This is a genomic window from Elusimicrobiota bacterium, assembly GCA_026388095.1.
In the GTDB taxonomy this organism is placed as follows: Bacteria; Elusimicrobiota; Elusimicrobia; order UBA1565; family UBA9628; genus UBA9628.
The window spans coordinates 79,615-93,763 of record JAPLKL010000079.1 but is presented as its reverse complement, the minus strand read 5'-3'; the positions used below and the strand labels follow the sequence as shown (position 1 = coordinate 93,763).

17 protein-coding genes are annotated in these 14,149 nt (G+C 66.2%); 4 read left to right on the top strand and 13 right to left on the bottom strand.

What is annotated here, in order from left to right; all coding sequences use genetic code 11:
- Positions 1-31: 31 nt before the first annotated feature.
- The gene (locus tag NTY77_20600; protein MCX5797898.1) at positions 32-490 is read left to right on the top strand and encodes a hypothetical protein; all 459 of its coding nucleotides are present in this window, start codon (positions 32-34) and stop codon (positions 488-490) included.
- Here NTY77_20600 and NTY77_20595 read toward each other — a convergent pair.
- From NTY77_20595 to ftcD, 3 genes are read right to left on the bottom strand one after another with little or no spacing between them, the layout of a single operon-like run.
- On the bottom strand, positions 482-2,188 hold the full coding sequence (locus NTY77_20595; protein ID MCX5797897.1) for an O-antigen ligase family protein: 1,707 nt from the start codon (positions 2,186-2,188) through the stop codon (positions 482-484). The genes NTY77_20600 and NTY77_20595 overlap by 9 nt on opposite strands.
- 23 nt (positions 2,189-2,211) lie before the next feature.
- Positions 2,212-3,333, bottom strand: a complete 1,122-nt coding sequence (locus tag NTY77_20590) for an Ldh family oxidoreductase (protein MCX5797896.1) — start codon at positions 3,331-3,333, stop codon at positions 2,212-2,214.
- Positions 3,334-3,341: 8 nt separating this feature from the next.
- Positions 3,342-5,024: a glutamate formimidoyltransferase gene (ftcD, locus tag NTY77_20585; protein ID MCX5797895.1), complete on the bottom strand. Its 1,683-nt coding sequence runs from the start codon at positions 5,022-5,024 to the stop codon at positions 3,342-3,344.
- A 95-nt stretch (positions 5,025-5,119) separates the two neighbouring features.
- Between ftcD and NTY77_20580 the strand changes: the two genes are divergently transcribed.
- Complete coding sequence (locus NTY77_20580) at positions 5,120-5,524, top strand: hypothetical protein (protein ID MCX5797894.1); 405 nt, start codon at positions 5,120-5,122, stop codon at positions 5,522-5,524.
- A 45-nt stretch (positions 5,525-5,569) separates the two neighbouring features.
- Entirely contained in the window at positions 5,570-5,983 is a 414-nt protein-coding gene (locus tag NTY77_20575; protein MCX5797893.1) for a hypothetical protein, read from the top strand.
- A gap of 18 nt (positions 5,984-6,001) precedes the next feature.
- Here NTY77_20575 and proS read toward each other — a convergent pair whose 3' ends face one another.
- The 7 genes from proS to hutI all read right to left on the bottom strand — a co-directional run bounded on the left by proS (position 6,002) and on the right by hutI (position 12,398).
- On the bottom strand, positions 6,002-7,564 hold the full coding sequence (gene proS / locus NTY77_20570; protein MCX5797892.1) for a proline--tRNA ligase: 1,563 nt from the start codon (positions 7,562-7,564) through the stop codon (positions 6,002-6,004).
- A 70-nt stretch (positions 7,565-7,634) separates the two neighbouring features.
- A complete protein-coding gene (locus tag NTY77_20565; protein MCX5797891.1) occupies positions 7,635-8,141 on the bottom strand; it encodes a hypothetical protein in 507 nt (168 codons plus the stop codon).
- Positions 8,142-8,151: 10 nt separating this feature from the next.
- A complete protein-coding gene (locus NTY77_20560; protein MCX5797890.1) occupies positions 8,152-9,492 on the bottom strand; it encodes an aldehyde dehydrogenase family protein in 1,341 nt (446 codons plus the stop codon).
- Positions 9,426-10,166, bottom strand: coding sequence for a haloacid dehalogenase-like hydrolase (locus NTY77_20555; protein MCX5797889.1), 741 nt, complete (start codon positions 10,164-10,166; stop codon positions 9,426-9,428). The genes NTY77_20560 and NTY77_20555 overlap by 67 nt, the downstream gene beginning before the upstream one ends.
- Positions 10,167-10,175: 9 nt before the next feature.
- Positions 10,176-10,763 (bottom strand): hypothetical protein, encoded by a 588-nt coding sequence (locus NTY77_20550; protein ID MCX5797888.1) that lies wholly within the window; start codon positions 10,761-10,763, stop codon positions 10,176-10,178.
- The gene (locus NTY77_20545; GenBank protein ID MCX5797887.1) at positions 10,747-11,124 is read right to left on the bottom strand and encodes a response regulator; all 378 of its coding nucleotides are present in this window, start codon (positions 11,122-11,124) and stop codon (positions 10,747-10,749) included. Before NTY77_20545 ends, NTY77_20550 begins: the two co-directional genes overlap by 17 nt.
- 11 nt (positions 11,125-11,135) lie before the next feature.
- Positions 11,136-12,398, bottom strand: a complete 1,263-nt coding sequence (gene hutI, locus NTY77_20540) for an imidazolonepropionase (protein MCX5797886.1) — start codon at positions 12,396-12,398, stop codon at positions 11,136-11,138.
- Positions 12,399-12,476: 78 nt separating this feature from the next.
- Here hutI and NTY77_20535 point away from each other — a divergent pair, with 78 nt between their 5' ends.
- The gene (locus NTY77_20535) at positions 12,477-12,929 is read left to right on the top strand and encodes a hypothetical protein (protein MCX5797885.1); all 453 of its coding nucleotides are present in this window, start codon (positions 12,477-12,479) and stop codon (positions 12,927-12,929) included.
- A 78-nt stretch (positions 12,930-13,007) separates the two neighbouring features.
- Here the strand turns inward: NTY77_20535 and NTY77_20530 are convergent, their stop codons facing one another.
- From NTY77_20530 to NTY77_20520, 3 genes are read right to left on the bottom strand one after another with little or no spacing between them, the layout of a single operon-like run.
- Positions 13,008-13,505, bottom strand: a complete 498-nt coding sequence (locus NTY77_20530) for a YajQ family cyclic di-GMP-binding protein (GenBank protein MCX5797884.1) — start codon at positions 13,503-13,505, stop codon at positions 13,008-13,010.
- A 28-nt stretch (positions 13,506-13,533) separates the two neighbouring features.
- Positions 13,534-13,866: a DUF86 domain-containing protein gene (locus NTY77_20525; protein MCX5797883.1), complete on the bottom strand. Its 333-nt coding sequence runs from the start codon at positions 13,864-13,866 to the stop codon at positions 13,534-13,536.
- Positions 13,850-14,143, bottom strand: a complete 294-nt coding sequence (locus NTY77_20520) for a nucleotidyltransferase family protein (GenBank protein MCX5797882.1) — start codon at positions 14,141-14,143, stop codon at positions 13,850-13,852. The genes NTY77_20525 and NTY77_20520 overlap by 17 nt, the downstream gene beginning before the upstream one ends.
- Positions 14,144-14,149 lie beyond the last annotated feature (6 nt).

Below are 14,149 nucleotides of genomic sequence, written 5' to 3'. Positions count from 1 at the left end.
CGTTTTCGATAACTGCTATACTAAGTTCAACATGGCAAGATATTTCAAGAAAAGACGCAAGAACGCCGGACCCAACAAGAACGAGGAGAAGGTCCAGCGCGCCGCCGACGCCCACAACCGCGAGTCCTCCGGGGGAGTCCTGGGAGTCCGTTATCCCTTCGTCAAGCACCTCAAGGTCACTTTGCAGTTCCTCTCCGCCCAGCAGCAGCTCCTGGAAGAGAAGGTGATGGACCTCAAGCCCAACGACCAGTACCGGTTCGACGCTCCTTGCCCGGGCCGCTGCGGTTCGGGCCACTTCGACTTCTCGGAAGCCATCGCCAACGCCGTGGCCAAGCACCGGACCCTCAGCGAGAGCGGCGGCGTCTGCCCGGAGCCGATCTTCGCCGGCTCCACCCAGACCTGCGGCTGCCAAGCCAAATGCCGCATCGAGTTGGATTACCTGCCCGAGCCCGCGCAGTCCACGGAACCGGGCCCGGCCGCCTCAGTCTGAGCCGGCCTGCAGGATCAGTCTTTCGTAGGCAGCCCGGTCGAATCCCCGGATGAAGGCGACATAGCCCGGCTCTTTGTTGGGCTGAGCCCCCAGGGCCAAGCTCCTCCGGCCGATCTCGGACAACTCGCCGCGGGCCTCTGAACTGCGCCCCAGACGGATCAGCGCTTCGGTGCGCGACAACCGCGCCGCCAGATAATCCGGCTCCAGCGCAACGGCCCGGTCCGCGGCAGCGAGGACCTGCGGCCAGGCCCCCCTGCTCCCGAGGAGCTGGGCGCTCTCCTCGGGGTAGACCGCGTTGAAAGGACTCAGCGCCTCGGCCTGGGCCAGCTGGACCAAAGCCTCATCGACCTGCGGAGGGCGCTGCGAGAGCCAAGCCTGGTAAAGGCCCTCCCGCAGGTATGGGTCCGCCGGAGCCAGCCGCACGGCCCGCATGAGCGCCCCGGGCCGGCCCGAGGCCTGCCAGCGCTCGACGAGCCGGCCGGGTATCCAGAAGACAGAGGCCATGAGCAGACACGCCCAGGCCAGACTTTTCCAGGAGGACCTCCCCACAGGCTCCGGCTGCGCCCGCGGTAAGGAAGTCCGTCCCGCCGGTGCCTGCGGAACTTCCGATACCGCAGACGCCACGGCGAGGGCCGAGACATAGAGCAGGCCCAGAGCGGGCAGTTGGAGTATGTTGTCGAAGAGGCACTGGACTGACATGCTGGCGAAAGCGGCCAAACCCGCTTCCCGGGTCCAGGTCGACCTCTCCGGAGGCGGGGGCTTGAGAGAAGCCCAGAGCGCGGCCAATAGGAGCAATAGTCCGGGGACGCCGAACTCAGCCAGGGACTCCAGGACCTCGCTATGCGCGTGGTCGGCGCGAGCGCGGAAGTTGCCCACCCCGTAGCCGACGGGGAAGTTGTGCCGGAGGAAGGCGTCGGCGAACCGCCCCGGGCCGGCCCCCAGGATGGGATGGTCCCAGGCGCACTGGAGGGCCGCCTTCCAGATCTGCGGCCTCTTGAAGGCCCTGGCCACCTGGATCTTGGCCACGGTCGTCAGAGCGAGCAAGGCTGCCAGGGCCACGGCCAAAGGCAGCAGCCGGCGCCGAGGCGCGTGCCTCCAGACGAACACGCCCGTGCCCGCGGCTGCGGCCACCAAAGCTCCGCGCGAATGCGCCAAACATATCTCCAAGAGGGCCGCAGCCGCGATCGCGACGAGGGCCCAGCGCGGGGCTCCCTGCGGCCCATCCCGCCGCAGCAGCGCGGCGAAGGCGGCGCAGAGCAGAGCCGCTTGCACGAAGCAGGTGTAGTTGTAGTAGGGCGGAAGGACGCCGACATACGGATAGCTTGGGATTTGGATCACGACGGCGCAGACGGCCAGGACCGCGGCGCAGACGGCCAAGGCCCAGAACCATCGGCGCCGCTCCGCCTCCCCCCAAAAGGAGGCGGCCAAGCAGAAATAGAGCGCCGTAGTGCCCCAACGGGAGACGGCGGCCAAGCCGGTGAAGGGCTGTGGGCTGGCGCAGATGGAGAGGGCCAGCCAGCCCAGGAAATAGAGCCACGGCCTGAGGATCGCACCGACCGGCGTGGGGCCCAGGAGCGCGGTCAGCGCGACGCAGGCCAGGACCGGAGCTGCGACCAGGGGGGCGCGCAAGCCGCCCGCCAGGAACCCGCAGAACAGCACGCAGAGCAGGAGGAGATTCGAACTCTGGGCGGAGAGCACCGGCGCGTCGTTGGATATGTTGTTCAGAACGGGAACTTGTACTGCGTGAGGCCCAGCTCCGCCTGCACGGCCTTGACCTCTTTCTGCAGCTCCGCGTTGACCGGCACGCCCTTGTCCTTGCGCTCCAGCCAGGCCAGGTGCTCCTTCTCCCCGGCCGTGTAGATGCGCTCGGCTCCGGGCATCTTCTTGGAGGCGCGCAGCTGACGGCAGATCTCGCCCGCGGTCTTCTTGAACTCGGCGAGCGGGCAGAAGGCCTCGATGTCCACGGCCATGAAGAAGTGCCCCAGATGATAAGGCACCTTCTTGCCCTTCTCGAAGCCCAAGAGAGCCTTCATGAAGCTCCCGCCCTGCAGGGCCGCTGAGAGTATCTCCACCACGGCGCAGTAGCTGTAGCCCTTGTAGCCCGCGGTCTCCTCTCCGATGCCGCCCAGCGGCACCAAGGCGGCCGTGCCCTTGATGAGCTCCTGCAGGACCGCCCGGCTGTCCGTCTTGGTCCCCCCCTGGGAATCGATGACCCAACTCTCGGGCATGGGCTTGCCGGCGCGGGCATAGACCTCGATCTTTCCGCGCTGGGTGATGGAGGTCGCGCAGTCGATGACGAACGGGAAATCCTCGTCCGTGGGCAGGCCGATGGTCAACGGGTTGGTCCCCAGCATGTTCTCCACTCCGAAGGTCGGGGCCACCGAGGGCCGCGCGTTGGTGCCCGTGATGCCGATCATGCCGGCCGAGCAGGCCATCAAGGGATAGTACCCGGCTATGCCGTAGTGCGTCGAGTTGCGCACGGCCACCATGCCCATGCCGTACTTCTTGGCCTTGTCTATGCACATCCGCATGGCCTTCTGGCCGATGACGTGGCCCATGCCGTCATGGCCGTCCACCACGGCGGTCGTGGGGCCTTCCCGCACGATATCGAACTTGGTGACCGGCTCCTGGATCCTGTCCTTGATGCGGTCGTAATAGATGGTCTTGAAGCGCGCCACGCCGTGCGAGTCGATGCCCCGCTTGTCGGAGGTGATGAGCACCTCGGCGCAGACCTTGGCGTCAGCCTCCGGCACGCCCAGGCCCTGGAAAGCGTCAGCCATGAAGCGCTCCATGATGTGGAAAGGCACCCAGACCACATCCTCGCCGATCACCTTGTCTCCCATATCCCCTCTTACTTCAGCGGCAGGAGCAGCTTCTTGCGCATGGACTTTTCGAGCGCCTTGGCCCTCTTTTCGACCTGCGCCAGCGCGGCGTCGGCGCGCTGCAAGGTCTTGGTCCGCCATGCCTTCTCCTTGATGCCGGCCAGATTGATGAGCACGTTGTAGTAGGCGCCCAAAGCCGCGGCCCGCGCCATCAAGCCCGCCACACCCGCGTCGGAGGCCGCGTTGGGGTTGCCGTGCGTTTCCGCGAGCTTGGCGCAGTCCAGGACCGCCACCTGTTTCTCCAAGACGCCCAGAGGCTCCCGGGTGGCTTGCTTGGTCGCGGCCGTGATCGCGGCCTTGCGCGCCGTAGCCTGAGCCTCGTCGGCCTTGGGCAGCCCCAGCGCGGCCATGAGCTTGTTGAAGGCCTCGGTGTCCTCGTCCACGGCTTGGATCATGGACTTAAGCAGGCCCTGGGCTTTGACGGCCATGGCCTCCATCTCGTCCCGGGACGCTTCGTAGCCCTTCTTCTCGTGCGTGAGCGCCGAGACCATGGAGCACAAGGCCGCGGCCAAGGCGCCGGAAAGGGCGGCCACGGAGCCGCCGCCCGGAGCCGGGGCGCGGGAGGCGAGCTCCGTCAAGAATCTCCTCAGAGAAGCGTCGGCCAGGGGCGTGGCCTTGCGGAAGCGCTCCTCGATGATCTTGGCGGCCGGGTCGAAGGGCGCGACATCGGAAAGCCCCAAGGACTGGACCGCGGTCTCCACGAGCTCAGCATCGGACACGCCCGCGCTCTGCCCCTGCTTCTTGAGGAAGTACCGCCCGGCTTCGAGCAGGACCCGGCGCGGCACCAGGCCGACCACCTCGCTGCCCGTCACGCGCAGGCCCTTCTGCGCGGCCAGCTCGCCGCAGGCATCGTAGACCTTGTGCACCGGAGCGGAGTCCAGGTCCAGTATGTTGATGGTGACCTGGGCGCGGCGGTACTCGGGGATGAACCAGCCCGTGGCCTGCACGCCCTTGAACAGCCCCGGCTCGCGCAGGTCCTTGCCATCCGGGCCCTGGACCTTGTTGCCCGCCGCGTCGCGCTTGAGGCGGCCGGACTCGCGGATGGCGAAGGCGATGTCCTTGGCCAAGGCCACGCTCGCGGTGTTGAGGTTGACGTTGTAGGCGATCAGGAAGTTCCGCGCGCCCACGGCGGTCGCCCCGGCCTTGGCGTTGAACTTGGCCGGGCCGAAATCGGGCTTCCACTCGGGCTTCTTGAGCTTCTCCTCCAGGGCCTCGTACTCACCGGTGCGGATGTCGGGCAGGCGCTTGCGCTCGGGCCGGGCCGCGGCCTCGGCGTAGAGATAGACCGGGACTTCGAGCTCCCTGCCCACGCGCTCGGCGAGCCTGCGGGAAAGCTCCACGCAATCCTTCATGCCGACGCCGTCGATGGGGATGAAGGGGCAGACGTCGCAGGCGCCCTGGCGCGCGTGCTCGCCCTTCTGCCGGCGCATGTCGATGAGTTCGACGCCCTTGCGGATGGCCTGGAACGCGGCCTCCAGCACGTCATCGGGGGCTCCGGCGAAGGTGTAGACCGTGCGGTTGGTAGCCGCGCCGGGGTCCACGTCCAAGAGGGCCACGCCGGGCACGGCTCTGACCGCGTCGGCGATGGCGTCTATGACCTTGCGGTCGCGGCCTTCGCTGAAATTGGGGACGCACTCCACCAAAGCGCTCATAAAGCCTCCTTGCCGGTCCTTCGCATCGGTATGATACCAAACTGGGTTTGACTCCTCTTTGACTTTCTGGAGCTATAATGAAGAGAGAGGCGGTCATGGTACCCATCCTGCTTATCCTGGCCTTGGTGCCCTTTCTGAGCTTGGTGCCCATCCACTGGTTCGTATCCACCGGGGAGCGCAACTGCCTGCGCAAGGCCTTCTGGTTCGCCTTCTCGGGGAGCGTGTTCTGGGCCCTGCTGGGCGCCTATCTGAGCACTCTGCTGCCGGCCTGGACCTGGTTCTCCTATCTCCTCCTGCTGGGAGGCTCCAGCCTGTCCGCGGCCTGCATGTTCCTGGTCACCCGTGACCATTTCCGCAAGCTCAAGGCGGAGTTGGCCCTGCTGACCTTCGCCGCGGTCTTCCTGCTCACCCAATGGCTGGTGCCGGGTTCGACTTGGAGCGACATCAACGGGAAGGCCGTCGGGTCCCGTGGATTCTCCTTGCTCCGCAGCCTGCACTGATTTTTTCCCCAGGCGCTCCCCAGCCGTTGTATAATTGAGCGAGCCATGATCATATTGCTGTTTCTGGTGCCGCTGGCCTGCGTGCCCTTGCTGGGCATAGAATGCGTACGCTGGCATCATCGCCACGGCAATCACGGCGTCCTGCGCAAGGCCTTCTGGCTGGCCTTCAGCTCGAGCTTGCTCTGGTCTCTGCTCGGCGACTATGTCTCGGTGACCTATGCCGGCTGGTCCCGGCTCTCCTATCTCCTGTTGCCCGCAGGCGCCGTTTACACCGGCGTCTGCGCCTGGAAGCTCTACCGGAAGAACCAGCACAAGCGCCGCACGGCCCTGGCGGTGCTCGCCTACGTCCTCATCTTCAACCTGACCGGCCGGCTCATCCAGGCTTCGACCTGGGTCGAGTTCAGGGAGCAAGTGCAGTCCATGGGGTCGCTCTCGCGGCTGCGCGGGCCGCTGCACTGAAAGGCTAACAACGGAACTTCAGTAGGCCTTCGCCATCACGACGCGCTGGGCCGAGGGCTGCCCCGTGAGGATGCACTGGCCCGAGCCCCGGGCCGCGGCCGGGATGTCCTCGGCCAGCGGGATGCAGCGGATCGAGGTCTCGAAGCGCTTGGCCATCTCATCCTCGTGCACGGCCTCTCCGGCCCAGTGCACCCAAGCGAAGCCCCCGCCCTCGTCCTTGAAGAACTTCTCGAACTCCGCGAGGGTGTCGATGACGCGGGTGCGGCTGTCCCGGAAGGAGCGGGCGCGCTCCAGGAGTTCCTTTTGCATGCCGTCCAGGGTGGGCTTGACCGAAGCGATGGCCTCGGCGCGGGGCAGGAAGCTCTTGGCGCGCTTGCGCCGGGCCCCGTCGGCCTCGCCGGGCAGGTCCTTGATGAAGCGCCGCACCAGGCACAAGGTCCCTTTCTCCAGGTCCTTGGGTCCGATCTCGATGCGCAGGGGAACGCCCTTGCGCTCCCACTCGTAGAACTTGTCCCCGGGAGAGAAGCCCTCGCGCTCGTCGAGCCTGACCGAAAGTCCCTGGGTCTTGAGCTCGGCCAGGGTCTGGCGCGCTTCGGCCATGACCTTGACCTTCTCCTCGTCGCTTTTGAAGATGGGAACGATGACCACGTGGATGGGGGCCAGCTTGGGCGGCAGGACCAGTCCCGTGTCGTCGCTGTGCGCCATGATCAGCGCCCCGATGAGGCGCGTGGACACGCCCCAGGAGGAGGCGTAGACGTACTCGAGCTTGCCGGCCGCGTTTAAAAACTGCACATCCGCGGACTTGGCGAAGTTCTGGCCCAGGTAGTGGCTGGTGCCCATCTGCAGGGCCCGGCCGTCCTGCATCATACCCTCGATGCAATAGGTGTCGAGAGCCCCGGCGAAGCGCTCCCCCGCGGTCTTGCGGCCGCGGATGACCGGCACGGCCAGGACGTTCTCGGCCACGTCGGCGTAGACGCCGAGCATGCGCTCGGTCTCCTCGATGGCCTCCGCCGCGGTGGCGTGGGCGGTGTGGCCCTCCTGCCAGAGGAACTCCGCGGTGCGCAAAAACAGCCGCGTGCGCATCTCCCAGCGCACGATGTTGCACCACTGGTTGATGAGCAAGGGCAGGTCGCGGTAGCTCTGGATCCAGCCCTTGAAGGTCTCCCAGATGATGGTCTCGCTGGTGGGCCGGACGATCAAGGGTTCGTCGAGTTGGGACTCGGGGTCCGGAACTACCTTCCCATTGACGGATTTTAGGCGGTAGTGGGTGACCACCGCGCATTCCTTGGCGAAGCCCGCCGCATGCGCCTCCTCCTTGGCCATCAAGGAAAGGGGGATGAACATGGGAAAGTAGGCGTTCTGGTGGCCCGTGAACTTGAAGCGGTCGTCGAGCTCGCGCTGGAGCTTCTCCCAGATGGCGTAGCCATGGGGCCGGATGACCATGCAGCCGCGCACGGCCGAGTGCTCGGCGAGTTGGGCGCGCTTGATGACGTCGAGGTACCACTGCCCGTAGTCCTGGGCGCGGGTGGTGATGCCAGCCTCCGCCGCGGCCGGCTTCTGCTTCTCGGTCTGTTGTGCCATTGGGGCCTCCGTCAGAACTCTATGAGAGGAGATAGGATATCGAATTCAAAGATAGGGTGCCAGGGGAAGCCTAGCGCCGGCCGCCCGGCCCCATGCGCCGGCCCTGCTGACCACCAGGGCCGCCCTGCTGTCCGCCGCCTTGGCCGGACATGCCGCCCATCCCCTGTCCGCCCTGCATCCCGCCCCCCTGCCCGCCCTGGCCGCCCCCTTGTCCCTGCATCTGCTGCTGCAGGGGCCGGAAATTCCCGCGTCCGCCCATGGAAGCCGGGGCCACTTCCGTGTCGGACTTGACCTCGTCGAACTGCACCTGCCGCTCCTGGTCAAGGAGCGCGCGGATCTTGTCGTCTCCGCCTTTGACCGCGGCCCGCACCGTCGCGTCCACCCGCCTCAAGACGCGCAGGGCCGCAGCCCTCTGCGCCAGGCTCATGTGGAGGACTCCATCGAGCCTAGCCAGCCTCTCCTCCGGGGTCCGCAGATAGAGCATTCCCCCGCCCGGCCCCTCCTGCGCCCATCCAGCGGCCAGCCAGCCCAGGAGGACCAACGCCCCGCCGAGCAGCCCGATCGATGCTTTCTTCATGATATCCCCCTTAAGGCCTCAGCACCAAGGTCCGCAGCTCGGAGAACTCCTCGATGGAGAAGCGCAGTCCCTCGCGGCCGATGCCGGAGTCCTTGGTCCCTCCGTAGGGCATGGCGTCGGAGCGGAAAGTCGGGACATCGTTGACGATGATGCCGCCCACGGGCAGCCGCTCCCAGAAGCGCATGATCGTGCCCAGGTCCTTGGTGAAAAGCCCGGCTTGCAGGCCGTAGCGGGTCTCGGCCATGCGCCGTAGTCCCTCGTCCGCCGAGGGCACCGCGGCCACGCTGGTCACGGGGCCGAAGACCTCCTCGCAGCTCACCCGGCAGTGCTCAGGCACGCCTTCCAGGACGGTCGGCTCGAACCAGTCGGCATTCCTCTTGCCGCCGCAGAGCACCGCGGCCCCGGCCGAGACCGCTTCCTTGACCCAGGACTCCACGCGCTTGGCCTCGGCCTCCGTGATGAGCGGCCCCACGTCGGTCTTCTCGTCCGCCGGAGCTCCCAGCTTGAGCTCCGAGACTTTATCGAGCAAGCGCGCCTTGAACTCGGCGTAGACCTTGTCCAGCACGAAGATGCGCTGGACCTTGATGCAGACTTGGCCCGCGTAGACGTTGCCGCCCCAGGCGCAGCGCGCCGCGGCCAGCTCCAGGTCCGCGTCCCCGCCCACGAACACGCCCGCGTTGCCGCCCAGCTCCAGCAGGACCGCCTTCCTTCCGGCCAAGGACTTGAGCCTCCAGCCCACGGCTCCGCTGCCCGTGAAGGACAGCACGCCGAAACGATCGTCCTTGACCAAAGCCTCGGCCGCCTCGCCGCCGACCTTGACCACGGCCATGGCCTCGGCCGGCCAGCCGGATGCGACGACCAGGCGGCCCAGCGCTTCGGCCACGCGCCGGGCGCAGGAGGCCGGCTTGTGCACGTAGGGCGCCCCCAACGCTATGGCGGGCGCCACCTTGTGCGCCACCAGGTTCAAGGGGAAGTTGAAAGGCGATATGAGCAGCGCCGGCCCGCGCGCGAAACGGCGGGTCAAGGCCAGGCGGCCCTCCGAGCCGGGCTCCAGGTCCAGGGGCATGACCTCCCCGCCCAGGCGCAGCGCTTCCTGCCCGGCCCAGCGGAAGGTGAAGACCGCGCGCGCCACCTCTCGCCGCGAGTCCTTGATGGGCTTCTTGACCTCTTCGGTGATGAGCCGGGCGAATTCCTCGGCGCGTTCGGCCAGACCCTCGGAGATGCGCGTGAGGATTCTCGCGCGCTCATGCGCGGGCAGGGCCGCGGTCTTGGCCGAGGCCGCGGCTATGCGGCCCGCGAGTTCCGCCGCCTGGCCTGCCGTGAGCTGCTCATCCCGAACCATTTCAGCCATTTGTCCACCCCCCGGAAATCGCGCGCCAGATGGTCCGGCCGCGAGCGCTTGAGCTCCGCCCAGGACGAGAATCCCGTGCCCACGGCCACGGTCTTGTAGCCGGCCTTGCGGCCGGCGGCCACGTCGAAAGGGGTGTCCCCGATCACGAACACGTCCTGACGCTGGACGCGTCCCCCCGCGTGACAAGCCGCCCGGCGCACGGCCTTCTTCAAGATGAGGTCGCGATGGAAGGAGTCCGAGCCGAAGCCGCCGAAACGGAAGTAGCCGTTGAAGCCGGAAGGGCCGAGCTTGATGCGCGCTCCCTGTTCGAGATTCCCGGTGCCCAGGCCCAGAAGCACGCCCGGCTCTCGCCGAAGGCGTTTGAGGAGGGTCTTGATGCCGGGGGGCAGTATGTAGGTCTTCTCCCGCGTCGCCCGGCGCACGTAGCGGGGCAGGAGGCGCAGGTACTCGCGGTAGAGCCGGGCCACGGCGGCCTTGGTGGGCCGGCGGCCGGTGGCTAGGCGATAGGCGGTGGCGAAGTTCCAGAGGTCCGTGCGTCCAGCCAAGGAGAACTCGCTGCACACACGCTCCTTGCCGTAGAGCGTGGAGGTCGCCTCGTTGAGGGCCTTGCGGCCCGCGCCCCCGGCCCGGACCAGGGTGCCGTCGATGTCGAAGAGCAGGATCTTGGGAGCCATCCGCCCCTCTTACCTGCCCAGGGCGTTCAGGATGAAGTTGACGATGAGGTCGTCGAGCATCATCATCAAGGTGCAGTCGGCCGCGATGTCCTGGGAGGTGAGGCTGATGGTGACGCTGAAGATCTTGCCCACGGGCTGCAACGCTCCGAAAGCGGCCTTGATGATCTCCGCGCGCGTGCCGCGCACGCTCGTGGGCGCGGAGAGGATGAAGGCCATGCCGCAGCGGTCGGCCAAGGCGGCGGCGATGGCGTTGATGACGATGTTGGAGACTTCGGCGACCGCGACATCCTGCATCTGGGGGGTCGCCTCCACGCCGCGGCGGCGGCTGGCCAGAAAAGCCTGGGTCATCAGGCCGGAGGAGAGCGAGGTGAAATAGGACAGGAACACGCGGCCGGGCGAGGAGCAGTAGGCGCCGTAGTAGTGCTGGCTGGGCTGGCCCAATTCCGCGAAGTCCTCGGCCGTGGCGTAGGCCTTGAGCGCGGTGGCCTTGATGGCCCACTGGGTCCGGGATATGGCGGCAAGCTTGGACGTGCTGGCCCCGATGCCGCTTTCCAGAAGCCCGAGGATGGCCTTCTGATCTTCAGGCGTTATCTGCATTGGGGGCCACCTGGCCCAGGACCTTGCGCAAGGAATCGAGCTCGATGGGCTTGGGGAGGAGGTCCACGGCGCCGGCCTTGATCACTTCCTCCCTGATGCGGGCTTGGCTGTTGCCTGAGACGATGATGGCGCGCACCTTGGGATCGGCCTTGCGCAGGGCCTTCAAGATGGTGAGGCCGTCTTCCTTGGGCAAGGAGAGGTCGATGGTGAGGCCGTCGGGCTTATGCTGTCGATAGGCCGCCAAGGTGCCGGCCAAGTCGTCGGTCTCGGCCACGACCTGGTGGCCGAGGAGATCGAGCATGTCCTTGATCATCTCGCGCGTGAGGAGGTTGTCCTCGACGATTATGAAGCGCAGGGCCATAAGCGCTCCTATTATAGCCTATACTCGCGCCGGGAATGGACCATGACGCCGCGCTTCATGGTCCAGGCGACCTGAGGGGCGCCGAAATAATAAGGCAGCTCCCTGTAGTCCTCGGCTTCGCAGCAGACGAGGTCCGCGACCTTTCCGGGCTCGACGCTGCCGTGGCTCTTCTCCAGGCCGAGGGCCGCGGCGCCGTTGATGGTGGCGGCGACCAAGGACTCTTCCGGGGTCATCCTCATCTGTGTGCAGGCGATGGACATGATCATGCGCATGTCCCAGCAGGGGCAGGAGCCGGGGTTGAAGTCGGTGGCCAGGGCCACGGCCGCGCCCGCGTCTATGAGGCGGCGGGCCGGGGGATAGGGCTTGTTGAGGAAGTAGTTGGAGCCCGGGACGAGGGCAGCCACGGTGCCGGCTTTGCAGAGCAGGGGGAGGTCCGAGTCGTCGATGCAGTCCAGGTGGTCGGCGGAGACCGCCCCGGCTTTGAGCGCCATGGGGAGGCTGGCGCTGCGGCTGAGCTGCTCAGAGTGGATCTTGGGTTTGAGACCCGCCTTGGCCGCCGCTGCGAATATGCGCCGGGTCTCCTCGACGCTGAAGTAGCCTTGCTCACAGAAGGCGTCCACGAAGGTCGCCAGCTTCTCCTGGGCGACAGCGGGCAGCATCTCCTCGCACACGCGCCTGATGTAGCCTTCGCGGTCGTGCTTCATCTCGCCGGGGATGGCGTGGGCGCCGAGGAAGGTGGCGACGAGCTCAAGGGGGCCGGCTGAGTGGACCGCCTTGATGGCCCGGAGCATCTTGAGTTCGTTGGCGAGGTCGAGGCCGTAGCCGGATTTGGCCTCTATGGTGGTGGTCCCGCACTCCAGGAAGTGCGCGGCCCGGCGGCGGAGGCCCTCTATGAGGGAGTTCAAGCTGGCGCCGCGCACGCCATTGACCGTGGACAGGATGCCGCCGCCGTCCGCCGCGATGTCCGCGTAGGTCTTGCCTTTGAGGCGCGATTCGAAGTCTTTCAGACGAGGTCCGGCGAAGACGGGGTGGGTGTGGCTGTCCACGAAGCCGGGGAGGACGACTTTGCCGCCGGCGTCGAGGAGGCGGGCCGTGGAAGCGAGCTCATGGGCCTGGACGAGGTCGCGCAGGCCGGCGGCGAGTATCTTGCCGTCTTCGATGAGGACGGCGCCTTCCCGCACGAGGCCGACGGATCGCATCTCCTGGCCGTGGCGCGCGCGGTCCGGGCCGGCCATGGTGAGGAGCTGTGAGGAGTTGACTATGAGGTAGCGCATGGGTTGGCAACGGGGATTATAGTCAATTTCCCGCCGCGGTGCCCCGCTTTGACTTTTTACGAGGTATAATTGGAACCGATGCAAAAAACCGCGGCCCTCTGCCTCGCTTTATTCCCATTCCTGCTGACCGGCTGCATGACCATGCGCAGCAGCAAAGCGTTGACCATTACCCCCGAGCCCGGAGCCGCCAAAGTCACCGTCGCCGCCGATGCCGTGGCCAAGTGCTATAACCTCATATTGGTGGAGTGGTGCTCGCTGGACCTCCGCATGCGACAGGTCGGCGGAAGATCGGCGAACAGCCCGCAGGCGAAGCAGGTCCGGGCTTTCATCTCAGTGAACTACGACAACATCATCAGCGACCTATCTTCCGGGAGCGGGCCGAGTCTTGCGATGCTGTTGGACCTTCTGCAGATACCCGCGAATCTCAGGGTGGAAGCCATCCTCCAGATGAAGGCCTTGAACCTCCAGGCGGGGCAAAACGCCCCGTACTTCACCACTTTGGTGATCGATAACCTGCTGAAGTTCCAGTAGAGCCGCAGAGCCGCGGCGCGCCGGCCGTAAGGAATTCCGTCCCGCCGGCACCGGCGGAACCTCCGATACCGCAGGCGCCTATCGGAAGTTCTTGAACTGCAGCTCCACCCCGAAGGTCCCTTGGCGCAGCAGAGCCATCACCGCCTGCAGCTCGTCTTTCGACTTGCTGGTCACCCGGAGCTGCTCCGCCTGGATGGTCGCGTTCACCTTGCGCTTGGCCGCCTTGATGGCCGCCACCATCTCTTTCGCTTTCTCCGTCGGGATGCCGGACTGGATGCCCACTTCCAGGCGCGCGGTCTGTCCCAAAGCCGTTTCGATCTTGCCCTTGGTGAAGTTCTTCAGCGGGATGCCCCGCTTGGCCATGCGCGTGTAGATGATGTCCAAGGCGTTTTCGATCTTCATCTCGTCCGAGGCGCGCACGATCAGCATCTTGGCCTTGGCGTCGAGCTCGATCGAGGCGTTGGCGTTCTTGAAGTCGAACCGGTTGACGATCTCCTTCATCGCCACCTGGATGGACTCTGCCACCAGGTTCAAGTCCACTTCACTGACAGCGTCGAACGAGAAGTCCTGTGCCATAGAGCCTCCTAGCGGCGCCGGGCGGCGATCATCGCAACATCTGCCGCACCTCTTTGCCGAGCTGCGGCAGTTTGTTGCGCACCACGTCCCACACGATCGCCACATCGACCCCGAAGTACTGGTGGATCAATATATCGCGCAGCCCGGCCATCTTCTTCCATTCCACCTCGGGATGCTTCTGCCGCACGCCGGAAGGAATGTTCTTGGCCGCCTCGCCGATCACTTCCAGATTGCGGACCACCGCATCCAAGGTCTTCCGGTCCCGGGACAGACGCTGCAGCGAGTAGCCCTTGGTGTAGCGCCGGATGCTGCCGACGGCTTCCAGGATATCCGCCAGATAGACCTTATAGTCCCTGGGCATAGACGACCTCGCGCAGGATGGCGGGGCGCAGCCTGGGCTTGATGGCGTCCCTGAGGACCAAGTCCACTCGGCGATGGAAAAGCTTCTCCAGATAATCCTTCAGGTCCATGTATGCGTCGAAGGACTTCTCCTCGAACTCGACCAAGAAATCCATATCGCTCGACCGGGAGGCTTGGCCGCGGGCATAAGAGCCGAACAAGCCCAGCCGCCGGACACCCAGAAGACGCAAGTGCCCGCCATGCGCCTGGATGGTCTTCAGTATTTCTTCGCGGCCCATGCTGTC